Source organism: Streptomyces sp. NPDC048481 (assembly GCF_043200075.1).
Taxonomy (GTDB): Bacteria; Actinomycetota; Actinomycetes; order Streptomycetales; family Streptomycetaceae; genus Streptomyces.
This window is the reverse complement of sequence record NZ_JBICXC010000001.1, coordinates 786,973-812,169: the sequence shown is the minus strand read 5'-3', so window position 1 is coordinate 812,169 and position 25,197 is coordinate 786,973. Positions and strand designations below refer to the sequence as shown.

The window sequence follows — 25,197 nt, the reverse complement described above, 5'->3', positions numbered from 1 at the left end:
AGCGACGAGACTCGTACTACCTCCGTCACCTACCAACCCAGTTAGGTCGTCGGCGTTTCGCAGATGGAAGGAAAACCCTCGGTCCGATTCAGAGTATCGAAGCGTGCCCGCCAGCGGGCTCGCCGCTTCAGATGTAAATGCGTGTGCCATTTCTACCTGACGAAATTGAAGTGGAGGATGGTGTTAGTGTTGGTGTCGACAACCAATTCCCAGGTGCCAGATCTCCCATTCATGGCACCTGGAGTGTCCCACCTGACTGCCCCGGTCGCCCCTCGTGGGTCCAACTTCGGCGCGCTTCCTTCCATAATTTCACGGACCACCTGAGTGGAACCCATGTACGGCCGCGCCACTCTGCCGCCCTTGGTCACGTCAGTGAAGTGATTCGCCACCGTTCGCGTCATCTTCAGAGCATCTGCGTTAACTTTGGATGCCAGCGCGGCTGGACCACACGGCCCAGAATTGTGCACCAGTACCGGAGTCTGTCCCGCCAGCACATAGTACGTGTGGATGTCCTCGATGGTGAGGTCGTGCGTGCGCTGACGCTTCGTGTAGTGATGAAGCGCCGCAATCTGGACACGAGTCCCGGCACTCGTGCGCAAGGTCTGGCCGAGTTGGAGATCGCCAGCCTGCACCCACTTCTTCAGGTCTGACACCCAGAAGGGATGAGTATCCGTAGCCACGATGCTTGAGTGCGCACCGTTTACGGTAATTGATACCTCAGTGAATTTTTTATCGTCTTCCGTGGTGATCGTCGCAACGACCGGTTTCTCGACCGTTTCTCCGGTGTCTGGGTCGCTCGCGACCACTACGTCGCCGACCTCGACGTCCTCAATTGCCTTTCTCGATCCGTCGGCAAGGAGTACTCCTGTACCCGGCACGAAACTATGGCATGACGGAACTCTGCCGGTTCCATATCCAAGTGCACCTGAAGCAGCACCCCACACTGCCGCATCGGCCATATCGCCAAGTTGTCCTGACGTGCTGTGATCAGCGTCGTCCGACAGGTAGTTCCCCACCGATGCACTTGCCGCTCCAGCTATGGCACCGCAGCCTGTTGCGGCAGCCAAGCTGGCACCACCGGTCGCAATAGCTGAGCCCGTTGCCGAGCTAAGGCAAAGTACATCTACTCCTATGTTGACACCGATTTGGATCGCGACTCTGTTCTCCTTAGCCCAATCCTTGACACCCTTCAAAGATTTTTTGAGGCTGCAAGTGCTGAACCAGGAACAGCCGCTACCGGTATCGTCTCCGCTCCCCTCCGCCGAGGTGGTGTTTTTCTTCGTGCTGCCGCAGTTGTAGCACTCACCATCTTGGGCGTAGAGCGAGTTTGCTGTCTTCTTGGGCGGCCCTGGCGTGTGCCCAGGCGTGGTGTTTTCGTAGCCCGGGCCCGGGCGGGTGGGGCAGTCGAAGTCCGCGCAGAGACCTGAAGGGTCGCTGAGTGAGACGGGATTGTTGTTCGAGTAGGTGTAGCCGTGGATCTGCTGGGGGTTCGTCAGGACGAGAACCGGGTCGACGCTGAGGAAGCGGCCGATCGAGGGGTCGTATTCGCGGGCTCCGAGGTGGGTCAGGCCCGTGTCCGTGTCCTTGGTGCCGCCTACGAAGCCCTTGTCGCCCGACCAGGGGCCGAGCTGGGCGCCGCGCGGGTTGCCGAAGATGCCCGTCTTTCTGCGGGTGATCGCCTGGGCCGCGTCCGCCGTGACCTGGGTCGTGGTCGTGCCGTGGTGGTCGGCGAGCAGGAAGGTGAGCTTGCCGCCGGTGCGCATGGCGACCGTCTGGGCGCCGGTGCTGTAGTAGCGGGTGCCCGTGGCCTTGCCGGCCTTGTCGATGGTGAGCTCGTTGCCCCCGGGGAGGTAGAGCGTCGTGCCGGTCGAGTCGGTGCGGGTCAGGCGCTGTCCGTCGGCGTCGTAGGTGTAGCTGGTGGACTTTCCGCCGTCGGTGACCGACTTGAGGTGGCCTTCGTCGTCCCAGACCAGGTCCTGGCCGACAGTTGTCGTGCCGCCCTGCTTGAAGGTGCGGGTCTTCGTGCTGCCCGCCTCGTACGTGTAGGTCTCCGTGTGCGGGTCGGTGCCCGTCTGGGTGACGCCGGGCAGGTTGTGCGTGCCGGCGGCGGGCTCGGTGTAGGTGCGGATCGTGTCCGCCGTCGGGCCCGCGGCCGTCGCGTGCTGGGTTTCCGTCTTGCGGTTGCCGAGCGCGTCGTAGGTGTAGGTCGTCCAGTACGGGTCCTGGCCTCCGACCACGGTGTCGGCGGGAGCGTCGGCGCACGCGCTGCCCGTGTTCGTCCACGCCTCGGTGATGCGGGCGAGCCCGTCCAGGGTGAAGCACTGGGTGTCGGTCGTGCGTGCCGCGTCCTGGCCGTAGTTGGTGTTGATCCGGGTGATGTTGCCGGCCGGGTCGTAGGTGTAGTGCGAGTCCTCGATCCGCTGGGGAGCTGTGTCCCGGTCGGTGTAGGCGTCGGTCAGCGCACCGGTGTGGTCGTCGAAGACGCTGGTGGTGACCATGTGCCGGCCGAACGCGCCGTACTCGAGGCGGGTGTTGCGACCGTAGTGGTCGTAGACGGTCTCCGAGATCAGCGGATCGCTGCCGCCGTTGAATCCCGACAACAGCCCTGCTGTGTCGTAGTTGGTGGTGACATCCTCGTCGGGGATGTCCGCGACTGCAGGCTGCTCGGTGAGGGTGAGCAGCCCGGTGTTGTCGTCGTAGAAGTTGAACCACTCGTAGCTTGCCGCGGGAACGCCCAGGCCCTCCGGCACGGTGACCTTGGTGCCGACAGGCTGGTAGTAGGCGTTGTACTCGGTGATCTCGCTGACGTAGGCCTTGTCGCCGATGTAGCGGGTGGTCTTGGCGGGCTGGCCCTTGGCGATCTCGTCGTAGGTCCAGGACGACAGCGTCGTCGTGCCCTTCTTCACAGCCGTTTTGCGGCCGAGGGCGTCGTAGTCGGTGTGGAGGGTGATGTTGCGGGCGTCGGTGACGTCGCTGACCCGGTCGGCCTTGTCGTAAACCGTGTGGGACTCGCCCGTGTCCGGGTCGTCGACGACGGTCTTGCGGCCTCGGACGTCGTAGGTGTACTGCCATTTCGCCCCGGAGGCGTCGGTGACCTGTTCGAGCTGACCGTGGCTGTCGTAGCGGTAGGCGACGGACTGCGACGACGTGCGTGCCGCATCCGTGTACTGCTTGAGTTCCACCGTGCGGCCGAGCGCGTCCACCACCGTGGTGGTCGCGGTGCCGCCCTTGGGCGGGATCACCGTGGTGGTGTCGCCCGTGTAGCTGGTGGTGGTGCGCTTGGTCTCGTCGCCGAACTTCTTCGCGATGACGGCGGTGGGCCGGCCCGCGCCGTCGAAGACGGTCTCGGTGGACGACGGGTACTTCGTGTCCTCGCCGGTCACCAGGACCGGTTCGGGGGTGCCCGTCGTGAAGTAGGCGCCCGACGAACGCCACGCCTCGCCACGCGTGTTGTAGAACGACTCGGACACCAGGCGGCCGGCCCGGTCCGGGGACGTCTCCTGCGTCTGGCGCTCCCGGAGAAGGCCGTCGTAGAAGGCGTAGCTGGTCTGGTACTTGTCGTTGTGGTCGAGGCGCTTGCTGGTGACGACCGCGGGGCCGTCGGCACGGACCAGGTAGGCGTAGGAGTAGTTCGGGGCGTTGGGGAGGGACGCCGCCGAGCGGGTCGGCAGCCACACCTTGCTCACGCGGCCGAGGCCGTCGTACGCCGTGGTCGTGACATTGCCGTTGGCGTCCTTCGCCTCCGTCGGCTGCCCTCGCAACGGGTCGAGCTTGGTCGTCGTCGTGTGGCCGAGGGGGTTGGTCACCGTCGTCGCGGTGGGATTCTCGCCGGTGACGGGCGAGTAGGACGTGGTCGTGATCTCGCCGTAGGCGTCGGCGGCAGCCAGCGCCCGGCCGTACTGGTCGTAGCAGAGCTGGTTCCTGGCCGTGCCGCAGACGCTGGGAACGGAGCCGACGGTGTCGTAGCCGGTGCCCTTGCCGTTGATGCGGTCGGTCTTCGTCACCAGGCCCTTGGTCGGCGCCACGCCGAAGGCCGCGTTGTCGTAGTAGGTGCGTACGTCGTCGATGACGTCCGCGGGACGCTCGGCCGTGACGCTGCACAGACGGGCGACGGTCTCGGTACGGGAGACGGCGCTGAGGATCCACGCGCCGGTGTTGCGGGCGTAGGTCGTGGTGGTGCACTTCTCGTCGCCGACCACGGTGTCGCTGGTGGTCCTGGCGGTGTCGCCGTGCTCGGCGACCTGCGTGACCATGCCGTACGCGTCGAAGGCCCGTGTGGTCTTCGTGGTACGGGTGCCGCCGGTGACCGTGCTGCGCGTCTCCTCGGCCGCGACGCCCGTGTGGTAGGCGGTGAGGGCGGGGAGGTCCGCTTCCGTGCGGGATCGCGTCGCGGTCGCAGCCGAGCGCCAGGGCGTGTAGGAGGTCGCCGAGACGAGCGCGCCGCCGTCGCCGTTGTAGGTCGCGTTCTCGCGGACCATCCCGGCGAACTGCTCGCGGTCGGTGACGGCCGCTCCCGCCGAGTCCTTCACCTCCGCGCCGTCGATGCCCCGGAAGTACCGGGTCTCCGCCAGGGTGCGGGCGTCCAGGCCGGCTCCCTTACGGGTCTGGACGCGCTCGTACCCGCGGGAGACCGAGTAGGTGCGGTCCTTCGTCTTGGCGAACTCGTCGGTGCTCTTGGCCCACTTGGCTCCGCCGAGGTACGCGTACTCGGTCACGACGTCGGGGGACTCGACGAGGTTGTCCCCTTCGATGACGCGCTTGACCGGGTAGATGACGAACCAGTCCTGCTTGGCCGTCTCGCCCTCGAAGGGCCACTTGACCGGGTAGCAGCGAGTGGTGTTCGTCCCGTCCGCCGGGGGGAGGGCGGTGGCGGTGCAGTCGGGGTCGTAGTAGTCGACACCGATGGTGCCGCCGGTCTCGGTCTTGACCTGCGACATGCGCAGCCGGACGAACGGCGCCAGGCCGTCACCCAGTTTGTCGACGCGGTTGGGCTTCTGCACGCCTGTGAACGTGACGGCGGGCAGGATTTCGGCAGTCCCCGCCTTTCCGGTGTGCTGAATGGACTTCAGCCACATCGGGGTGGATATGCCGTCGCCGGAAGGGGGGAAGTCCTGTGCCAGGGTCCAGGTGTCGACGTCCTTGTACACACCGCCGGTCAGGATCTTGGTCGTGATCGTGGAGAGGCGCTTCTGCGACCAGAACGTCGGCGAGTACTGGTCCTTGCACTCGGTGGAGCCGTCCTTGCAGTACTGGTCGTAGGGGACGTCCGGCCAGTGCGAGGCGTTGGTCTGGTCGAAGGTGCAGCCGCTCAGGCAGCGCGACGACACGCCGAACTGGACCTGGCCCGCGGCCTTGCCCGTGTAGACGGCGTCGTCGCGCAGACCGTAGTCGATGTGGTCCAGCCAGCCGCCGCGCACGTACGGGGTGACCGTGGCCTTGCCGGTCGTCGTCGAGACGTTGCGTCCGTAGTTGTTGGACTCCTTGGACCAGTAGTAGGCCATCGCGTTGCCGCGCGGGTCGACGACGTAGTCCAGCTGCCAGCGCCAGGCCTGCTGGCACCAGGCCGACGCGAAGGAGGCGTTGTAGCAGGGCTCGCCGGAGTGGTTGCCGAAGACCGGCGCGGTCCAGGTCGAGTTGGTCACCGGGTCGTCGGCGGCCGTGCCGTGGTCGCTCCAGCCCGGAAGCCTGTTGCGGCCGAAGAAGTACTGCGTTCCGTCGGCCGAGGTGACCTTCCAGTACTCGCCCTTGCCGTCGACCCCGGTCGTGCCGTCGTCACCGTTGACGGCGCCGGTGAGCTTCTCCACCTTCTCGGCCGAGTCGTCGGCCGGGTGCCACCCCTCGGTCTTGTCGAAGACCAGGTCGACGCTCTTGCCGCCCAGGGACATGACGGCGTTGTCGTTGTACCAGCACTGGTCGCCGACCTTGGTGGTGTTGGTCGCGCCGGCCTTGGCCTTGTCGTCCTCGCAGGACTTGTAACGACGCTCGATGAATCCGGGCTGCCAGTCCCAGCCGTCGCCGATCCAGGAGGGCTGGTTGTTGGAGGCCGAGGTGCGGCCGTCGACCGCCTGGGAGCTGTAGCCGAGCGAGACAGCCGGCTTCAGGCCTCCCGGCACCGCCGGTGCGTCGATCGGATACGACCAGGAGAACCCGCCGGTCGCGCCGCCCGCCGTCCATGAACCGGTGGGTTGAAGGGAGGTCGCCTTGTAGTCGCCGGCGGGACCGGAGGCCGCGGCGGTGGCTGCCAGTACGGTCGGGCTCGCGGACGCCCTCGCGGACGTCACCGAGGCAGCCGACAGGGGGGCCGTCGCGGTGAGCGTTCCGGCCTTCGTGTCGTTGGTCGTGGCCAGGGGCCTCGCGACTCGGCACGCCGACTTGTCCGGCGTGGTCAACGCGCAGGCGGGCAGTTGAACCAACCGCAGACGGGCCGCCCAGTCACCGCCGTTCGCGCCCTTGAAGGAGTTGTAGTCCACCTGGACCGAGGCGCTGCCCGGCGCCGCACTGCTCGCGTCCGCCGGTGTGAGCGAGAACAGGAGACCCACGACGCCGGCCTTGCGGGTCGTCTTCTGGTCGGCGAGACGGACGGTCGCCTTGGTCGGCGTCGCGGACGTGTTCGTCGGCGCCTTCGCGGACGCCTTGGCGGAGGCCGGTGGCCGGGCCGGGGATGCCGCGAGAGCCAGCGGCAGCGAACCCGCCTTCCGCAGGGACGCCTTGGTCTGCGACGGGACGAGCCTCACGGTGGCCGTGCCCGCGGTCGGCCAGGTGACCTTCGGCGCCTTCCACGGACGCGCGGCGTCGGAGCGCTTGTCGGTGCTGCCCACGGCCGCCGCCTTCACGGCCACCGTCGGCGGCTGCTTCGGCCGGGGAGTGTCGGCTCCCTCGGCCGAGGGAGCCGCAGCCAGACTGTTCGCGGGAAGCAACCCCACTATGAGGGCAGCGCAGATCACGCTGCCCCATCTACGCGCGCCGTACCGGCTCACGCCCCACCCCTCGTGACGGTGATCGAATCTTCAGGACAACAGCAGTGGTCAGCCGCCGGCGCACCGCTGGGCGGGGCGATCGGCGGTTGTGCCGGGAGCGATGAAGGACCGCCGCTCCCGGCTTCGGGCCCCGCTCAGGGGGTGTTGCGAGTGATGAGGGACGTGTGCGCGAAGTCCCAGGTGCCGACCCAACTGGCCACGCCGGTCATCGTGCTGTCCGCCCGGCCCAGGTAGGTGAGCATCTTCACCGTGCCGTCGCCCATGTCGTGCACCGCGCCCAGGTCGTCTCGTCCGTCGCCGTTGTAGTCGCCGGACGTGATCAGCATCTTCTGGAAGTTCAGCTTGCCCGGGTCCGCGCTTGCGGCGATCTTCGGGGCGCCGAACGTTCCGCTGCCCGACGAGAGGCTGACGAAGGTGTGGACCCTGTCGCTGGTATCCGGATAGTCGTACCAGGTCGCGACGTCGTCCAGCCCGTCCCCGTTGATGTCACCGGCATAGAAACCGGTGCGGTTCCAGTCTCCCCAGTTGGTGACGGAGAGGGACTGCACCGGTGCCTTGAATCCGCCCTCCGGCTGTCCCTGGAACTGCCAGAAGGTCACGGCGTCGTCCGGGGCGTCGGCGAGTGCGGCGATGTCGTCCCGCCCGTCGCCGTTGAAGTCGCCGGTCGTCAGCTTCACGATGTTGCGGTTCCACGTGCCGCTCCAACTGGCGAAGAGCGTGTTGAACCCGCCCTGCACGTTCGCGGTGAAGGTGTACAGGGTGTCGCTGCCGTCGGGAGAGGCGTACCAGGCGGCGATGTCGTCGCGGCCGTCGCCGTTGAAGTCGCCCACCTGAAGGGTGGCGTTGGCGAATCCCCATTTCCCGGGGTTGGCTCCCCAGGAGACGACCGGCGAGCGGAAGGTGCCGTCGGCCTGTCCGAGCAGCGTCCACAACTTGGTGGAACGGTCCGGGTAGTAGTACATGGCCGCGACATCGGTGCGTCCGTCACCGTTGAAGTCGCCCGACACCTTCCTCAGACTGCTGGCGGTCCAGCCGCTGAACGTGAAGGCGTCGCGCGGTGCCTTGAAGGAGCCGTCGGACGTACCGGAGAGGGTGTGGATCTTGTCGCTGCCGTCGGCGTACTCACGCCAGGTGAGCATGTCGCCGTAGCCGTCGCCGTCCACGTCGCCCCGCACGGAGCTGTTGCTCGTCCACTGCGACTGGCCCTTGCCGTTGTAGACGACGAGGCTGCCGCGGTCCTGAAGGAGCGCGTACCCCTCGCCGGTGGCTCCGCTCGCGGCGGCGGGACGCCACAGCACCGTGCTGCCGTCGACCGAGTAGACCGCGACGTAGCCGTTGGCCAGGACGCGTGCGGTGGCCCCGTTGTTGCCGGCGGTGCCGCTGGACCAGAGGACCTTGCCGGCTTTCGACGTGATGACCAGGTTGCCGTCCGCCTGCATGGTGAGCTTGGCCGAGTTCGAGGAGAGGGACTGACCGCCGGCGAGGGTGGTGCCGGCGGTGATGCGCTGACCTCCGCCGGCTCCGTCGATGAGGAAGCCCGTGCCGACGCTGGTGTAGTCGCCGCCGGTCTTGCGTCCGGCCCAGCCGATCAGGGCGTTGTCCTTCTTGCGGGCCCAGAGGTCGGGGATGCCGTCGCTGCCCAGGTCTCCGGAGGAACCGACGACCGGATAGAGGCTCTGGGGCAGGATGCCGGAGGCGATTTTTACGCGGCTGCTGGCGTTGCCCCATGTCGCGGCGTCCAGAATGCCGTTGGGGTCGCTCTTGCCGTAGGAGCGGTAGAGATCGCCCGTGGCGTTCTCCCGCAGAAGCAGGTCGGGGATGCCGTCGCCGTTGAGGTCCCCGGGGACGACGACGCTGAACTTGTCCCAGTCGGCCGCACCGGCGAGGACCGGGTGGGGGCGCACCATGTCGAGCAGCACGTTCGACCGCATGCCGTAGTAGACCCAGAGGTACTTGCCCTGCTTGACGAGCAGGTCGGGGTTCGCGTCACCGTTGAGGTCACCGCTCGTGGCGATCTGCTCCGCGTTGAACCAGTGATCGTCCCCGGTCCAGTTCGCGTCCCCCTTGCACCTGCCGCTGGTGGTCGCGACGGGGCACCTCACGCTCAGCGTGAGCGCGGACTCGGCGTCGATCACTCCGGTCCCGTTGTTCGCATAGACACGAAGTTGGTTCCTGCCGCCGCTCGCCCCGCCCTCCAGCGAGACCAGGTCGTTGTACCCGTCCTGCTTCCAGTCGCCGCTGAACGTCACCTGCTGCGTGGGGAACGCCCCGCCGCCGTTCGTCGCCGAGGAGAACTGGCCGTCGCCCTGTCCCGCGTAGGTGAGCAGCGTGCCGTTGGAGTCCGTGTTCCAGATGTCCGTGAAGCCGTCGCCGTTGAGGTCCCCGGGCTCGTCCCTCACCTGTGCGCGCGTGGCGTAGTAGAGGTAGGTCGCCGTGTCGGAACGGTTTCCCGCGGCGTCGACGCTGTAGGCGTAGATCATGTGCGGGCCGTAGGACGGCGGTGTCACCCCGAAGACGGCCGCGCTCGCGGTGGTGTCGTGCACCTCGGGGTCGCTGTCCGTCCACCAGTGGTACGAGACGACGTCCGTGACGCCGTTGGGGGCCAGGAGGAACGTGCCCTCGGACCGCGCGGGACCGGTCTGCGCCGGCCAGCCCTGGTCACCGTCGGGGAAGGCGTCGCCCTGGGACGTGATGACCGGCGGCTTGCTCGGGCGGGTGCGGTCGAGGGTGAACTTGCAGGTGGGGCTCCAGTCCGAGTACGCCCCGTCCGGGTCCTTGGCGCGCACCTTCCAGGTGTACGCGCCCGTGGGCGTACTCGCGGCGGGCAGGACCAGCGTGGCCACCCTCCCCTTCAGCGCGGGTACCGAGGTGTCGACGACCGCGGCCGAGGTGCCGGTTCTGAAGACCTGGAACTGGGCGGTGAGGTTGCCGCCGTCGGGGTCTTCGATCTTCGCGTGAACGCTGATGGCGGTGTTGCCCACGGTCCCGCCCGCGGTGCAGCTGGTGCGCGGGTTGGTGCCCAGACCGGCGGGAGTCCTGGGCGGGTTGTTGTACTTGATCTCGAGGGTGGCGGTCTTCGGGTCGAACCGCTTCCAGCCGAAGGTGTCCGCCTCGTTGCTCGCGTAGAGGCCGAGCGTCACGCTGGCTTCGCGCTTGCCTGCCGCTCTGCTCACCGCGTCGGTCGCGTCGAACTCGAGGTTGCCGGCGGCGCAGTCCTTGCTCCACCCCTTCGAGTCGTTCACCGTCGACAGCGCGGAGCCGATCTGGCCGGGCTGGTTGTTCCAGGTGGTCTTCTTCGAGATGTCGCCGACCTCGAACAGCTGGACCGGTCGGGCCTGGCACGACCACGACCAGGTGTTGCGCACCCGGAAGGTGGCGCTCTTGATGTGCGCGCCGACGACGTCACCGGTGTCGAGTTGGAAGAAGGAGCGTGAAATCCGGTTCTGTCCCCCGGTCTCCGCCTCGTATCCGACGCGTACGTCGCCCTTGGCGTCCCAGTAGGAGTTGTCGGGGTAGGCCTGATAGACGCGGGTCCAGTGCTGCCATTCGCCCCAGGCCCAGCTGGGGTCGATGTAGACGGGGTAGGTCGTCGTCGCGCCTGTCAGGAGCTTCTGGTCCGGGGTGATGGTGAGAGCGTCGCCGCTGACCTCGGCCTGCATCTGCGCTTCCTGTGCGCCGGCGCCGGGTTCGAAGACGTTCCCGGCCGAAGGATCGTCGGCGGGGCCGGCGGCCGTCCTGCCGGCGGTGGCGGCCGCCTTGGTCTGCGACGCGGGGGCGGCGGGCGGCCGCGAGTCCCACATCGAGGGCGCGGGGCTCGTGAAGACGGTCTGTCCCGCGGGATCCGTGGCCGCGAGCATGCCGGTGTCGGCGTCCTCGGCCACGTCCAGGCCGACCGTGCTCATCGAGAATTTCAGCGCTGCCAGTTCCGGGTTGCCGGCGGCCTCGGCGGTCTTGACGACGAGGAGTTGGGAGAAACCTTCCACCTCCGCCTTCAGCTGGAGGTCGACGCCCGGCAGCACTTCGGCGTACGTGGCCACGTTGGCGTCGAGGGTCGGTTTGGGCAGCGTCTTGGGCCAGGCGAGCGAGAGGGTGCGCCCGTCCTTGATTCCCGTCAGCATCGGGCCCGTGCCGCCACCGGAGAACTTGACCGAGACCGACGTCGCCTTCGGCTGTACGGATCCGTCGGCGGCGAAGGCGAGGGTCGGGTCGGCGGCGACCCACGCGCCGCCACGCCACAGTCGCACCACGGTGCCGTGCCGCTTCACCGAGAACGATCCGTCCGGCAGTGCCCAGGTGTCGCTCGCCTCCGTGCGCGCGGAGATCAGTTCGACGGGCTGGTTGGAGGCCCGGGCGTCCTGGAGTGCCTTGTCCTCCTCGCTCATCGACCCGTCGGCGACAGGGTCGGCCGGGGACGGAGCCGTCGCGACCGAGGGCGTGGACTTGGCCCCGGAAGAGGCCGCCGCGGCCTGCTGTGCGGGTAGCGCCACCATGCCGAGCAGCACTGCGAGGGTGACGGCCCCTGTGGCCCCGGCCGCGGTCCCGTGGCGACTGCCTCGTCTCCCTCGCGTGCCGCGTCCCGGACGTCTGAACACGGCCGACGCACCCCGCACGAACCCCACAGAACCCCGCCCCCAGAGTCACATGATCTTCAAAAAATATCAGCGCATTCAAACCTTCCTCTCACATTGGGTCAAGGATTTATCACCTAGCGCAGCCGCACCCTCTGGCTCATCTGGCCGGAAACACCCCCTCATTGACGACATGCCAGACGAAGCACGGCGTGCACGTATGGCCTGCTCGGCCGGCTGTGGTGCGATCGGTCGCCGTAGGTCCGCGGCATTTCGTACGCGATCATCGGCCGAGCGTCTGTGGCTGAAACGATCACTCTCCGCCGTCGCCGGGCAGGTCGGACGCCCCGTCCCCGCCCAGACTCAGGGCACCCGGCACCCGGCACCCGGCACAGCACGCACCCGCACTCACACCCGCGCCGCCGCCGTCTCCGCCCCCGCCCCGTCGGTCGAATCTCCCCGGCGGTGGAGCCAACGCCCTCGGAGTGCTGCTCCCGTCGTCCAGGCCGTCATGAGCAGGCCGGCGGCGGTGGCGAGGGTGAGGGAGGCCACCGTCGGGTTGATCCAGGCCGGGACCAGGTCGTACGAGGCGTTGCACTTGTTGTGCAGGGGGAACCATCGGGTCGACTCGGTGAGGTGGCCGGCGCGGTAGGCGCTGTCGAAGGGCTGGCCTTTGTAGAGGGCGCAGGTCTCCCCGACGTCCAGGCCGCCGACCAGTGCTCCCCGGAGCCAGGTCAGGAACGCCGCGGCGCAGGACAGCGTCGAGAGCAGCAGCCAGCGCAGGGGGCGCTGCCGTCGGCTGCCGACGCCCCGTTCATCGCTCACCGCTCGTCGCTCACCTTCTGGGTCTGCTGTCCTGTTCGGTCAGCTCGCTGTCGGGTTCCTCATGGGTGGCGCCGATGCTCGTGGTGGTGCCGCCTCCGCTCACGGCGGCCGTTTTCGGTGCCGGTGTTCTGGAGGGTGACGGCTTCGGGGGCGTCTGTGGTTCCGCGGGGGTCCGGGTTGTCGTCCTCGTTGCCGGGTTGGCGGTGTGGGGGCGGGGACCCATCAGGACGTATGACAGGGCGAAGCCCGCGCCTACCACCGCCGCGCCGCCCACCGCGTCCAGGACCCAGTGGTTGCCGGTGGCGACGATGGCCGAGACGGTGAAGAGAGGGTGCAGCAGGCCCAGGGACTTCGTCCACCGGTTGCGGGCGACGATCGCGATGACCAGGCCGCACCACAGGGACCAGCCGAAGTGCAGGGAGGGCATCGCCGCGTACTGGTTGGTGAGCGAGGTGAGCGTGCCGTAGTCCGGCTTGGAGAAGTCCTGGACGCCGTGGACGGTGTCGATGACGCCCAGGTTGGGCAGCAGGCGCGGCGGGGCCAGCGGGTAGAGCCAGAAGCCGACGAGGGCGAGCAGGGTCGCGAAGCCCAGGGACGAGCGGGCCCAGCGGTAGTCGACCGGGCGGCGCCAGTACAGGACGCCGAGGACGGTCAGCGGGACGACGAAGTGCAGGGAGCTGTAGTAGAAGTCGAAGAAGTCGCGCAGCCAGGTGACGCCCACCGCCCAGTGGTTGACGGACCGTTCGACATCGATGTGCAGGAGCCGTTCGAGGTCGAGGACGTCATGGCCGTGGGCCTCCGCCCGGGCCCGGCCGCCGGAGTTGGTGCCGCCCGTCGCCGCGAGCCGCACCTGCTGGTACGCCGCGTACGTCACGCGCAGCAGCAGTAGCTCCAGCAGCAGGTTGGGGCGGGTGAGCACGCGTTTGAGGAACGGCAGCAGCGGCACGTGCTTCCAGCGGGCGGGGACCGGTTCGGCACACTCCGTGGGGATCGGCGCGCGGTAGTGGGGGGAGGTCCGCGGCAGGAACGGGACGACGGTCGCCGCGGCTAGCGCGAGGAGCAGCACGGCGTTGTCGCGCAGCGGGTAGAGGACCTCCATGTGCGGCAGCATCATCGTGGCCGGGAGGGTCGTCACCAGGACGACGGCCACCGGCCAGACGTAGCGGTCGGACGCGCGCCTGCCGACCCGGCCCACGACGGTCGGCAGCACCCACAGCAGTTGGTGCTGCCAGGTCGTGGGCGAGACGACGATCGCCGCGCAGCCGGTGACGGCGACCGCGAGCAGCAGCTGGCCGTCCCGGGCGTAACGGACCGCCCGGCGCACGCCGAGGGCGGCGACGGCCGCGCCCAGCGACAGGAACAGGCCGATCTCCAGCGGGCCGGTGAGGCCGAGGCGCAGCAGGGCGCCGTGCAGGGACTGGTTGGCGAGCGCGTCGGCCTCGCCGCCGAGCCCGGCGCCCGCCAGGTGGTGCACCCAGTACACGTACGAATCGTGCGGCATCGCCGCCCAGGCGAGCGCCGTCCCGGCGGCGAAGGTCGCGCCGGCGGCCGCCGCGGTCCGGCGGCGGCCGGTGAACCACAGCAGGGCGGTGAAGAGGAGCACCGTGGGCTGGAGGGCGGCGGCCACGCCGATCAGGACGCCGGCGGCCCGCCGGTCCCGTACGACGAGGCAGCCGAGCAGGACGAGGAGGACGGGGAGGATGCTGGTCTGGCCCAGCCAGAACGTGTTGCGCACGGGCAGGGAGAGCATCAGCAGACTGGCGGCTACGGGCGCGGCCAGCAGCTCCGTCCGTCGGCCGGCCGGCCGGGGCAGGGAGCGGGCCAGGACCACGGCGAGCGCGGCCACCAGCAGCAGGGTGCCGAAGGTCCAGCCCCAGCCGAGGGCTTGTTCGGCCGCCTTGGTGAATGGCTTGAGGACGAGCCCGGTGAAGGGGGTGCCGGTGAAGCGGGTCGACGCGTAGAGCGAGCCGTTGACGTGCAGTACGCCGTCGGGTCCGGCCCAGGTCTCCAGGTCCGTCAGCCGTTCCGCGCGCGGGGTGCCGAGGAGGGCGGCGACCTGGCGTACGGCGAGGGCCGTCGCCAGGAGCCACAGGCCGAGGCGGGCCGCGCGCAGGCGCGCTCTCGTCGTGTCGAGCGCCGTGTCCCCGAAGGTCTCCGCCGTCGCCCCGCTGTGCTCCGCATTCGCCACGCTTCGTCGGCCTCCGCCTCGTTCGTGTCACGCGTTCGGTGCGCCGGGACCGCCGTACACAGCCGTGGACACAGCTCGGCGCCGTCCCCTGGCACAGACGCGGGCGAGCCGTGCTTCACCTGACGTCCGCCCGCCTTTTGTCCGGAAGACGATAGTCCGTACCGGGAGGGACCGCTTCCACGAGGGGCGGGATCCGGCGCGCGGTCCCGGCGCGATCCACGCCCGCACCTCGCGCCCCGCACCCCGTACCCCGCGTCGCGATCGCCTTCCCTCCCTGACGGGGGTGACGGCGTGCCTTCCGGGTTCCTCTGGCCTCCTGGGCCGAATGGCTGAATCGGGCCCCGCGGGGCCGTGCGGCGCGGCCGGAAGGAACCGGTGGCGCGGCCTTGCCGTTGACATGAGTAGTTAGCATCCCTAACTAGAGATGCCGGCAGAACGACAGGACCGACAGGACACGAGAGGCAGAACATGAGCGAGTCGCAGGCCTGGGACGCCGTCGACGCCTACTTCACCGACCGCCTGGCCCCGGACGACGAGATCACGGCCGCCGCTCTGCGGGAGAGCGACGCCGCCGGTCTGCCGGCGATCAGCGTCACGGCGAACCAGGGCAAGCTGCTCCAGCTGCTCGCCGAGATCCAGGGGGCCCGGTCGATCCTGGAGATCGGCACGCTCGGCGGCTACAGCACGATCTGGCTGGCCCGCGCACTGCCCGCCGACGGGCGCCTGGTCTCGCTGGAGTACGACCCCCGGCACGCGGAGGTCGCCACCCGCAACATCGCCCGCGCCGGTCTCGACAAGCTGGTCGAGGTGCGGGTCGGCGCGGCCCTGGAATCGCTGCCGCTGCTGGCCGACGAGAACCCTCCCCCGTTCGACCTCGTGTTCATCGACGCCGACAAGACCAACAACGCCTCCTACATGGAGTGGGCGCTGAGGCTCACGAGCGCGGGCAGTCTGATCGTCCTCGACAACGTCGTGCGGGGCGGCCGGGTGGTGGACGCGGACAGCGACGCCGCGGACGTCCTCGGCACCCGCGCCGCGATCGAGCTGATCGCGACGCACCCGAGGCTCAGCGGCACCGCGATCCAGACGGTGGGGACCAAGGGCTACGACGGTTTCGCGCTGGCCCGCGTCCTGGCATAGCCCCGCGCACGGGTTCGCCGGGGCTCAGGTTTCGTCCCGGACTCAGGCCTCGTCCCGGACTCAGGCCTCGTGGTAGAAGCCGACGTTGACGCTGCGCGGACCGGTGCGGTCGTACACGATGATCTCGCCGGAGCCCGCCAGCGGCAGCGTTCCGCCGTACACGAGCGACTGGGTGTACTGCCCGATCACCAGGCGCACCTCGGAGGACGGCTCGTCCTGCGAGCCGCGCAGCCACGAGACCTGCCAGGCGCCGTCGGGCCCGCACAGGAACTCCAGGTGGACGCGGGAGACGAACAGCCAGTCCTCGGGCGTGGCGAGACGGCACACGGACTTGTCCCTGCCCACCCGCAGCACGGCGCCCGGGTCGCTGGGCGAGTCGGCCATGAGCATGCCGGCCGTGGCGCCCTCTTCCGTCCCGGAGACGGTGGCCATGGTCAGTTCGAGCACGTGCGCTCCCCTTGAGATTTCTTCGGCATGCCTGTCGGCGTCCTGGGTCCCGAATGTGTTTGTGCAGCGGCCGCATGATAAATCGCCCGGGCACATCGCGTCCGGCACAATGGACGCATGACCGAGCGAAAGCCACCGGGCGTTCCGTTCGAGTCCTGGGTCGACAAGCAGATCCGGGACGCGGAACAGCGCGGCGAGTTCGATCAACTGCCTGGCGCGGGCAAGCCGTTGCCCGCGGAACTGGAAACGCCGTACGACGAACTGTGGTGGATCAGGCGGAAGATGGCCCGCGAGGGCCTGTCCGTGCTGCCACCGACCCTCGCCCTGCGCAAGGAGGCGGAGGACGCGCTCGCGGCGGCGTACGCGGCGCCCTCGGAGCGGATCGTCCGGAAGATCGTCACGGACGTCAACGTCAAGCTGCGGGACATGATGTTCAAGCCGCCGCCCGGACCCCCGCTGGGCATGAAGCCGTACGACGTGGAAGCGGTCGTACGGGAATGGCGGGAGCGCCGGGCGGCGGCTGAGGGTACGGCGGGTTGACGGTCGGCCGAACGGGCCGGGACCGGGCGGCCGGCCGGTTTCAGAGGTGCAGGAGTCGCTCGGTCAGTTCGCGGTAGTCCCGCAGGGCCAGGCGGAGTTGTTCGGTGTCGACGGCGGTCGCGGCCGACGCGGCCTTGTCCTTGCCGCCGCCCTCCGGCTGGTGCCAGGCACCGCGCAGGGTGCGGCGTCGCCGGTCGACGACGTCCGTGAGGCGGGCGGCGAGTTCCTCCAGCACCTCGTCCGCCTCCGCCACGGCGTCGCGCGGACCGTCGACGAAGCCGACGACCGCCTGGCGCATGCGGGCGGAGATCCGGTCGCACTCCTCCTCCGGGAACAGGGACGCACGTCCGTCGTCCGCGCTCTCGTGCCCGCCGGACGTCCCCGCGTGGGGCGTCCGCTCGACGGAGGAGGACGGGCCGGTGGTGGGGGCCGTGATCGGAGGGACCGCGGCTCCGGAGGCTGACGTGCGCCCGGCCTCGCCCCGCTCGCCGGTCCCGGTGGGGGAGCCGAGCCCGGTTCCGGTGCCGGCGCCGGTGCCGGTGCCGGTGCCGGTTCGGCCGTTCGTGACCGTTTCGGGGCTGAGCGGCACGGGCTTCGCACCCGTCGGAGCGGCGGCGCCCGCCGTGCCCGCCGTGCTTGCGGCGCCCGTGTGGCCGGTGGCGGCCGTCGGGTCCGGCGCGGTGCGTCCGTGGTGCGCCGGGCCCGGCTCGGCCGTCGTGCCGTCGCCGCGGTGGCCGGTCGTCGACCGGTCCTTGTCGAGCGGCAGGACGACCTCTCCGGGCAGGACGGCCCGGCCGGTTCGCGCGGACTTGGCACGGTCGTCGGCCGGGCGGCGGTCCTCGCCGCTCACGCCCCTGTCGGGTGTCAGGTCGGACATGACGGTCAGCCCTCCTTCGTCTGGTGCCGGTGGAAGCCCAGCTGCGGGCGGTGTCCGGAGCGGTCCCGGGTCGCCGGTTCCTGGGCGCGGTGGCGGTCGGAGTCACGGCCGGACGTCGAGATCAGGTCGTCGAACAGGGCGCGCGCCTCCACCAGGGCGGAGCGCATGTCCTCCGTGTCGGGCGCGCCGCCGTCGGAGGTCCGGACGACGCGGTGGACGCGCCGGTAGCCCTGGACGTGGTTCGCGTGGTGGACGGAGAGGGCGGCGACCTGCTCCTCGTACTGGTCGCCGGCCGGGAAGCCGCGGGCGCCGGCCACCTCGGCGAGCAGACGGTCGGCCTCGACGACGGCCTCGCGGGGCGAGTCGACGAACCGCTCCTGCGCCGCCGTCCAGCGGGCTTCGAAGCGCTCGCGCTCGGCGGGCTCCAGCGGCCGCTCGCGCAGTCCGCCGTGCCGTTCGACGAGAGCGTCCAGTTCACGCTCGGCGGCCTTGACGTCTCCGTCGTGGCGGGCCACGGCCCGGTCGTACTCGGGTCCGAATCGGCGCTTCAGACCGTGTCCGCCGTGCGAGCCGCGGGCCCTCACGACCAGGACGGCCGCGACGGCGACGAGGGCCGCCACGACCACGATCAGAGCGATGATCACTCCTGTGGACATGCCTTGCCTTCCGGTGTGTCGGCCCCACGGGCCGGTTCTTCCATCGGGTTGCCGCAACCGCATGGCGTAAACGGCGGGCACGGCCGCCCGCCGCCGGTCCGACAGGCCGATGCCGACCCGACGGAGCGGCGGTCCGGGCGGCCCCGGATATCGGGTTGCCGGGCGGGCGGGCCGTCGTCGCAGAATGAGCGGATGACCTGGACCGTCGCCCCGGAACCGTTCGACTCCCCCGTCGCCGCAGCACTGTGGCGGGACTACTACACCGAAGTCAGCGACCGCTGGTATCTGCTCCACGAGGGCCGCCGCACCGACCCGGCCGAGCTGGAGCGGGAGATCGCCGCCCAGAGCTGGGACGAACTCACGCCGCCGCGGGGGCAGTTGGTCGTCGGACGGTATGACGGCGAGCCGGGCGGCTGTGCCGGCGTGCGGCTGCTCGCGGACGGAACCGCCGAGCCGAACGGAACCGCCGAGCTGAAGCGGGTGTTCGTGCGGGAGGGGCTGCGCGGCAAGGGCGGTGCGGCGCTGCTCGTCCGGGCCGCCGAGGACGCCGCCCGCGCGCTCGGCGCCACGCGGATGGTGCTGGACACGCGCGGTGACCTGGTCGAGGCGCGTGCCCTGTACGCCGGACTCGGTTACGAGGAGACCGACGCGCACAACGACGAGCCGTACGCCGACCACTGGTTCGCGCGGCGGCTCACCTGATCCGGGGCGCCGGCCGTGCGTCGTGCGGCTGTTCCCGGTCCGAGCCGCACAGTTCGCCGTTGAGTTCCTTGACCAGCTGGACGAGGTCGGTGGGCCGGTCCGGGCCCCACCAGTCGCCGAGCAGCTCGGCCAGCGACTCCTCGCGGACCGCGCCGAGCCGTTCGGCGACCTCGCGGCCGTCGGCGGTCAGGACCATGCCGAGGCCGTCGCGCACGGCGAGGCGGCGCTCCTCGACCTGCCGGGCCGCCTCGATGATCACCGGCAGCGGGACGGTGCTGCGTTCGGCCAGCATCGACGGCTCGACGCTGCCGTACCGGTTGATGCGCAGCAGCAGCCAGCTCGCGGCGGGGAGGAGGTCGTAGCCGGCCCGCGCGGTGATCTTCCGGTAGACCTCGCGGCGGCCCTCGTGGGTGCCGAGGACGGACAGCGCCCGGCACACCTCCTCGTACGAGGAGCGTTCCACGGGGTTGCTGGCGAGGGTTTCGGTCACGTCCGGCGCGGTGACCGAGCCGCGCAGCGGGTCCTCCCGCAGGAACCAGGCCAGGACGAAGCCCAGGAACGCGACCGGCGCCGCGTACAGGAAGACGTCGGTGATGGACGCGGCGTACGCGTGCAGGACGCGCGGGCGCAGGTCGGACGGCAGGGCGGCGATGCCCCGCGGATCGGATTCCAGTGTGCCCGCCGAGACGCCGGGCGGGAGCCGGACGCCGCGGAAGGCGTCCGCGAGCTTGTCGGCCAGGCGGCTCGCGAAGACGGTGCCGAAGATGGCGACGCCGAAGGAGGCCCCGATGGAGCGGAAGAACGTCGCGCCCGAGGTGGCGACGCCGAGGTCCTCGTACGCGACGGCGTTCTGCACGATCAGCACCAGCACCTGCATGACCAGTCCGAGACCGAGGCCGAACACGAAGAAGCAGAGGCTCATCTCGGTCGTGGAGCTGTGCTCGTCGAGCCGGTGCAGCAGGAGCAGGCCGACGGTGGTGACGGCGGTGCCCGCGACCGGGAACACCTTCCAGCGGCCGGTGCGGCTGACGATCTGCCCGGAACCCGTGGACGACAGCAGCATGCCCGCCACCATGGGCAGCATGTGCACGCCGGACATGGTCGGCGAGACGCCCTGCACCACTTGCAGGAACGTCGGCAGGTAGGTCATCGCGCCGAACATCGCGAAACCGACGATGAAACTGATGACGGCGGAGAGCGTGAAGGTGCGGATGGCGAACAGCTTGAGCGGCAGGACGGGTTCGGCCGCCCGCCGTTCGACGGCGACGAACGCCACGGCCAGCAGCACCCCGAGGACCGCCAGCCCGATGATCTGCGGCGAGGCCCACTCCCAGGTGGTGCCGCCGAGGGAGGCCACCAGCACCAGACAGGTGGCCACGGAGGCGATGAGGAAGGTGCCGAGGTAGTCGATCACGTGCCGGGTCGACTTGCGCGGGATGTGGAGCACCGCCGCGATCACGACGAGTGCGACGACGCCGACGGGCAGGTTGACGTAGAAGACCCACCGCCAGCTGAGGTGTTCGGTGAACAGGCCGCCGAGCAGCGGGCCCAGGACGCTGGTCGCGCCGAACACCGCGCCGAACAGGCCCTGGTAGCGACCGCGGTCGCGCGGCGGGACGATGTCGCCGACGATCGCCATCGACAGCACCATCAGACCGCCGCCGCCCAGTCCCTGGAGGGCCCGGAAGGCGATCAGCTCGGGCATGTTCTGCGCCATTCCGCACAGCGCCGATCCGATGAGGAAGATGACGATCGCGATCTGGAACAGCCTCTTGCGCCCGTACTGGTCGCCCAGTTTGCCCCAGAGCGGGGTCGCGGCCGTCGACGCGAGCATGTACGCGGTGACCACCCACGACAGGTGCTCCATACCACCGAGGTCGCTGACGATCGTCGGCAGGGCGGTCGACACGATCGTCTGGTCGAGGGCGGCGAGGAGCATGCCCAGCAGCAGGGCGCCGATCGAGACGAGGACGTTTCCGGACACGTGTTCCTGACGTGGATCCGCCGTCCTGCTGTGCGCGTCCAAGGCCATGGATGCCTCCTGAGGCTCTGGTGACCCTCTCCATCGTGATCGGTGTGACCCGTTATGGCCTCTTGTAGTCCTCCTGAATTCTGACGGAATCCGACATTCCGGGGGCCACGAGCGATCGCTTGTGGAGAGGATCTGCATAATCTCTGAAGTTTGGACGGGGAGGAACGAACACGTGAGCGATCCGACGGGACAGCAGGGGCCGGCGGGGCGGCAGGGACTGCCGTGCCCGGAGTGCGGAGCGCTCCGGGCGGCCGACAACACCCCGTCCTGCGCCTGCGCCCGGCGCGCCTCCGAGGCCCTGCGCGACACACGCACGGCGGAGGCGGCAGCGGCGGAGGACTTCGACCCGCTGCGGATACGGCCGTACGTGGAACTGGACGACTCGGACTCACCCCCCGGACCGGGCACGGCCGCAACACATACGGGCACGGGGGCAGGTACGGGCACGGGCACAGGTACGGGCGCGGGCGTCCAGTCGGGCCCGCCTGCCGGCCCGCGGACCGACACCCACACTCACACCGGCACCGGCACCGGCACCGGCACCGGCAGCAGCCCGGCTTCGGCCCCCGGCGCGAACCACGCCGGCGCGACCGGCGGCCACGGAGGCGGCTCCGGGGGCGGCCACGCAGGCGGTTTCGGGCAGGGCGCGGGAACGGGTGCGGCTTCCGGCGCCGACGTCACCATGCCGCTGCGGGCGGTGCCCGCCGACGCGACCGTGCGGCTGCCCGCCGTCGCTCACGGCGGTTCCGGGTTCGACGCGACGACGGCACTGCCCGCACCGCTGACCGCGCCGGGCGACGCGCCACTCGGCGCACCGCTGAACGCGCCCGCCGCCGGCGACCTGAGCCTGTTCGACACAGTGGACGTCGGCGCCGGGGACCCGGAGGGCGACGAACCGCGCGGCTCGCGCCGCCGGCGCACCCTGCTGATCGCCACGGCCGCCGCCGCGGTGGGCGTGGTGGCGGCCGCCGGGTTCGCGACCGGGCTGTTCTCCTACGAGAAGCCCACGCGCGACCGGGCCGTCTCCGAGGATGTGCGGGCCGCCGTGCCCGACACCTCGACCGAGACGGCGTCCGGCTCGCCGTCGGCGAGCCCTTCCGCTTCCGCGTCGCCCTCCGAGGCCTCGGCGTCGCCCTCCGAGAGCGCGAGCCCCTCGCCCTCCCCGTCGGCGGCGAGCGCCTCGCCCTCGGCCTCCGCGTCCGCCGACGTCCCCAGCCCCACGCCGACCGCCGGCACGAGCGCCTCGCTGGCGCCCGGCAAGGGGGGCGACCCCGCGCCGGACGCCCCGGCCGACACCGCCGTCCTGCGGCGCGGCGACAAGGGCGCCGAGGTGACCGAACTCCAGCTGCGGTTGCGTCAGCTGTACCTCTACAACGGGCAGGCCGACGGCACGTTCAGCGGGGAGGTCGAGGACGCCCTGCGCAACTACCAGTGGTCCCGGGGGACGACGTCGGACGGCCTGGGCGTCTACGGCCCGGCGACCCGCAAGGCCCTCGAGTCGGAGACGGACACTCCCTGAAACGCGGTCCCGCGAGCCGGGGCACCGCGAGCCGGGGCACCGCGAGCCGGGGCACCGCGAGCCGCTCGCCCGGCCCCCGGTCGGCTCGTGCGGCGGACGGCGCCGTCAGGCAGCGCCGATGTCGATGCGGACGCCGTCCGCGAGTCGCTCGACGCGCACCTGGCGCAGATCGCGCACGAGCACGTCCGGAGCGTGCGCCGCCGCGCGCGGGCCGACTCCGACGACGCGCATCCCGGCGGCGTGTCCGGCCGCGATGCCCGCCCCGGAGTCCTCGAACACGACGCAGTCCGCGGGGGCGATCCCCAGTTCGGCGGCGCCCTTGAGGAAGCCCTCGGGGTCCGGCTTGCTCGCGCCGACCGACTCGGCGGTGATCCGCACGTCGGGCAGCTCCAGCCCGGCCGCGGCCATCCGGGCCGTGGACAGCGCGACGTCCGCCGAGGTGACCAGGGCGTGCGGGACACCCCGCAGCGAGGCGAGGAACTCCGGCGCACCGGGCACCGGGACGACGCCGTCCATGTCGGCGGTCTCCTCGGCCAGCATGCGCGCGTTGTCCGCGTGGTTCAGGCGCGTGGGGCGGCCGGGCAGCAGCACCGCCATCGAGGCGTGGCCCTGCCGGCCGTGGACGACCTTCATGACCTCGTCCCCGTCGAGCCCGTGCGCGTCGGCCCAGCGCCGCCAGATCCGTTCGACGACGGCGTCGGAGTTCACGAGCGTGCCGTCCATGTCGAGCAGGAGGGCGCGGGCGGTCAGGGCCGGCATCAGCAGCTCCAGGTGCGTAGGGGACAAGGCGGCCCCGCCCGCCGGTCAGGGAAAACGAGCGGGAGCCACTTTGTTTTCCCACGGTACAAAACAATGCGGCCCCGACGCCACCCCGGCGGGGACGCGCGGGAGCGCGGGAACGCTCGGACGACGTCCTCCCGGCACCCGCCCCGATGCCGGGCCTGACGTCCGCCCGGAGATGCCGGGCCGGCTGTCCGCCCCGATGACGGCCGCGGTCCCGGGCCCCGGTGTCCGGCTCAGCCGGTGACCGCCTCCCACAGGCTCCACACGCCGAGGGCCAGCATCAGCAGCGCCGCGATCTGCGTGATCAGCTTCAGCGGCACCCGCTTCATCAGCGCCTTTCCGCCGACGATGCCGAGTCCGGCCACCGCCCACAGCGCGAGGACCGCGCCGAGGCCGACGGAGAGCGGGTCGTCGTAGCGGGCGGCGAGGTTCGCCGTCATGATCTGGGTGAGGTCGCCGAACTCGGCCACCAGGATCAGCATGAAGCCCGCGCCCGCGACCTTCCAGAACGACTGGTCCTCGGGCCGCCGGATCTCCTCCTCGCCGTCGTCCTTCTTCAGCAGCAGGACGGCCGCGCCGCCCAGGAAGAGGACGCCGGTCAGGGCGTGCACGAGCTGCTGCGGCAGCAGCGTGAGGACGCTGCCCGCCGCGACGGCCAGCGCGACGTGCAGGGCGAAGGCCGCGGCGACCCCGGCGAAGACGTACGAGGCGCGGTAGCGGGTGCCCAGGACGAGGCCGGCCAGGGCGGTCTTGTCCGGCAGCTCGGCCAGGAAGACGACGCCGAAGACGACCGCCGTCACGGTGATGCTGATCAAGGTTCCTCAATCGGTCGGGGGGCCGCCCCACCGAGAGTCCGCTCGCTCCGCACCAGACGCCTCGGCAGGGCAGCGCACACGTCACCCGTGCCGTACGGCACGGGTGTGCACTGCTTGCCGAAGGTCTCGCTGGCCGGCCCGTACGACGGGTCTGCCTCCGGGCGCCGGCTCAGACGAGCTGAGCAGTGTGTCGACGGTCCGGCGAAGAGCTACTCCCCTTCTGCGTCCCCCAGTGTACGAGACGGCCGCGAGAAGGCTCGCACACCCGTTCCCGGAGATCGTTCCGTCGTACACCTTGTCGTGTCATGTTCGCGTCACTAGCTTCTAACCGGTCGCACATCTCCCCGCAATGCGCGAGCGCGAGCATCCCCCTGCCCGCACTTCAGCACCCTGCCTCACCAACGGAGTTCGCATGTCGAAGTTCTACGCGCGTGGACGGCTGAGCGTACTCGCCGCCCTCACCGGTCTCATAGCCTCGGTCGGGCTCTTCACCGCCCCGACCGCCTCCGCCGCCCTGCCCACCCCGGTCAGCGCCGCCACCGCCCGGACCTACCTGGCATCCCTCACCGTGAAGACCGAGAACCGCACCGGCTACAGCCGCGACCTCTTCCCCACCTGGATCACCATCAGCGGCACCTGCAACACGCGCGAGTACATCCTCAAGCGCGACGGCTCGAACGTCGTCACCGACTCCGCCTGCACCGCCACCAGCGGCACCTGGTACTCCCCCTACGACGGAGCCACCTGGACCGCCGCCTCCGACCTCGACATCGACCACCTGGTCCCGCTCGCCGAGGCCTGGGACTCCGGGGCGAGCGCCTGGACCACCGCCCGGCGCCAGTCCTTCGCCAACGACGTCACCCGCCCGCAGCTCCTCGCCGTCACGGACAACGTGAACCAGTCCAAGAGCGACCAGGACCCGGCCGAGTGGATGCCGTCCCTCACCTCGTACCGCTGCACCTACGTCCGCGCCTGGGTGCAGGTGAAGTACTACTACGGCCTCTCGGTCGACTCCGCCGAGAAGAGCGCGCTGACGGGCTACCTCGCCAACTGCTGACCGCGGCGGGCCGGGCCGCGGCCGCCGGGATCCTCCCGCGGACCTCCGTCGTTCCGTACCGTACGGGGCGA

General features: G+C 70.4%; 15 protein-coding genes. 5 read left to right on the top strand and 10 right to left on the bottom strand.

The features are described 5' to 3' along the window. Window positions 1-152: 152 nt before the first annotated feature. From ACGFSH_RS03365 to ACGFSH_RS03350, 4 genes are all read right to left on the bottom strand, one after another. Window positions 153-6,818: a polymorphic toxin-type HINT domain-containing protein gene (locus tag ACGFSH_RS03365; RefSeq protein WP_393344478.1), complete on the bottom strand. Its 6,666-nt coding sequence runs from the start codon at window positions 6,816-6,818 to the stop codon at window positions 153-155. Between the two features lie 293 nt (window positions 6,819-7,111). Then, complete coding sequence (locus ACGFSH_RS03360; protein WP_393344476.1) at window positions 7,112-11,467, bottom strand: FG-GAP-like repeat-containing protein; 4,356 nt, start codon at window positions 11,465-11,467, stop codon at window positions 7,112-7,114. 486 nt (window positions 11,468-11,953) lie between these two features. After that, the gene (locus tag ACGFSH_RS03355; protein ID WP_393344474.1) at window positions 11,954-12,370 is read right to left on the bottom strand and encodes a hypothetical protein; all 417 of its coding nucleotides are present in this window, start codon (window positions 12,368-12,370) and stop codon (window positions 11,954-11,956) included. Between the two features lie 10 nt (window positions 12,371-12,380). Continuing rightward, window positions 12,381-14,558 (bottom strand): bifunctional glycosyltransferase 87/phosphatase PAP2 family protein, encoded by a 2,178-nt coding sequence (locus ACGFSH_RS03350; RefSeq protein ID WP_393344472.1) that lies wholly within the window; start codon window positions 14,556-14,558, stop codon window positions 12,381-12,383. 468 nt (window positions 14,559-15,026) lie between these two features. Between ACGFSH_RS03350 and ACGFSH_RS03345 the strand changes: the two genes are divergently transcribed. After that, a complete protein-coding gene (locus ACGFSH_RS03345) occupies window positions 15,027-15,698 on the top strand; it encodes an O-methyltransferase (RefSeq protein WP_393344470.1) in 672 nt (223 codons plus the stop codon). Between the two features lie 60 nt (window positions 15,699-15,758). On the opposite strand, the gene ACGFSH_RS03340 is transcribed toward ACGFSH_RS03345, so the two are convergent. Then, window positions 15,759-16,145 carry a hypothetical protein gene (locus ACGFSH_RS03340; protein ID WP_109001377.1) on the bottom strand — a complete coding sequence of 129 codons (387 nt, stop codon included), beginning with the start codon at window positions 16,143-16,145 and terminating at the stop codon, window positions 15,759-15,761. 117 nt (window positions 16,146-16,262) lie between these two features. Here ACGFSH_RS03340 and ACGFSH_RS03335 point away from each other — a divergent pair, with 117 nt between their 5' ends. Then, window positions 16,263-16,685, top strand: a complete 423-nt coding sequence (locus ACGFSH_RS03335; RefSeq protein WP_393344468.1) for a DUF1992 domain-containing protein — start codon at window positions 16,263-16,265, stop codon at window positions 16,683-16,685. A 40-nt stretch (window positions 16,686-16,725) separates the two neighbouring features. Here the strand turns inward: ACGFSH_RS03335 and ACGFSH_RS03330 are convergent, their stop codons facing one another. Together ACGFSH_RS03330 and ACGFSH_RS03325 are read right to left on the bottom strand one after the other, a co-directional pair. Continuing rightward, window positions 16,726-17,562: a hypothetical protein gene (locus ACGFSH_RS03330; RefSeq protein ID WP_393344467.1), complete on the bottom strand. Its 837-nt coding sequence runs from the start codon at window positions 17,560-17,562 to the stop codon at window positions 16,726-16,728. A gap of 5 nt (window positions 17,563-17,567) precedes the next feature. Continuing rightward, window positions 17,568-18,218, bottom strand: coding sequence for a hypothetical protein (locus tag ACGFSH_RS03325; RefSeq protein WP_393344465.1), 651 nt, complete (start codon window positions 18,216-18,218; stop codon window positions 17,568-17,570). Window positions 18,219-18,410: 192 nt separating this feature from the next. Between ACGFSH_RS03325 and ACGFSH_RS03320 the strand changes: the two genes are divergently transcribed. Next, a complete protein-coding gene (locus ACGFSH_RS03320) occupies window positions 18,411-18,920 on the top strand; it encodes a GNAT family N-acetyltransferase (RefSeq protein ID WP_393344463.1) in 510 nt (169 codons plus the stop codon). Here ACGFSH_RS03320 and ACGFSH_RS03315 read toward each other — a convergent pair. After that, on the bottom strand, window positions 18,913-20,952 hold the full coding sequence (locus ACGFSH_RS03315; RefSeq protein WP_393344461.1) for an MDR family MFS transporter: 2,040 nt from the start codon (window positions 20,950-20,952) through the stop codon (window positions 18,913-18,915). The genes ACGFSH_RS03320 and ACGFSH_RS03315 overlap by 8 nt on opposite strands. A gap of 172 nt (window positions 20,953-21,124) precedes the next feature. Between ACGFSH_RS03315 and ACGFSH_RS03310 the strand changes: the two genes are divergently transcribed. Continuing rightward, window positions 21,125-22,471: a peptidoglycan-binding protein gene (locus tag ACGFSH_RS03310; protein ID WP_393344459.1), complete on the top strand. Its 1,347-nt coding sequence runs from the start codon at window positions 21,125-21,127 to the stop codon at window positions 22,469-22,471. Window positions 22,472-22,576: 105 nt separating this feature from the next. Here ACGFSH_RS03310 and ACGFSH_RS03305 read toward each other — a convergent pair whose 3' ends face one another. Further along, a complete protein-coding gene (locus ACGFSH_RS03305; RefSeq protein WP_393345462.1) occupies window positions 22,577-23,230 on the bottom strand; it encodes an HAD-IA family hydrolase in 654 nt (217 codons plus the stop codon). A gap of 257 nt (window positions 23,231-23,487) precedes the next feature. Continuing rightward, window positions 23,488-24,069: a TMEM165/GDT1 family protein gene (locus tag ACGFSH_RS03300; protein ID WP_393344457.1), complete on the bottom strand. Its 582-nt coding sequence runs from the start codon at window positions 24,067-24,069 to the stop codon at window positions 23,488-23,490. 412 nt (window positions 24,070-24,481) lie between these two features. On the opposite strand from ACGFSH_RS03300, the gene ACGFSH_RS03295 reads away from it, so the two are divergent. After that, entirely contained in the window at window positions 24,482-25,126 is a 645-nt protein-coding gene (locus ACGFSH_RS03295; protein WP_393344455.1) for an HNH endonuclease family protein, read from the top strand. Window positions 25,127-25,197: the final 71 nt, after the last annotated feature.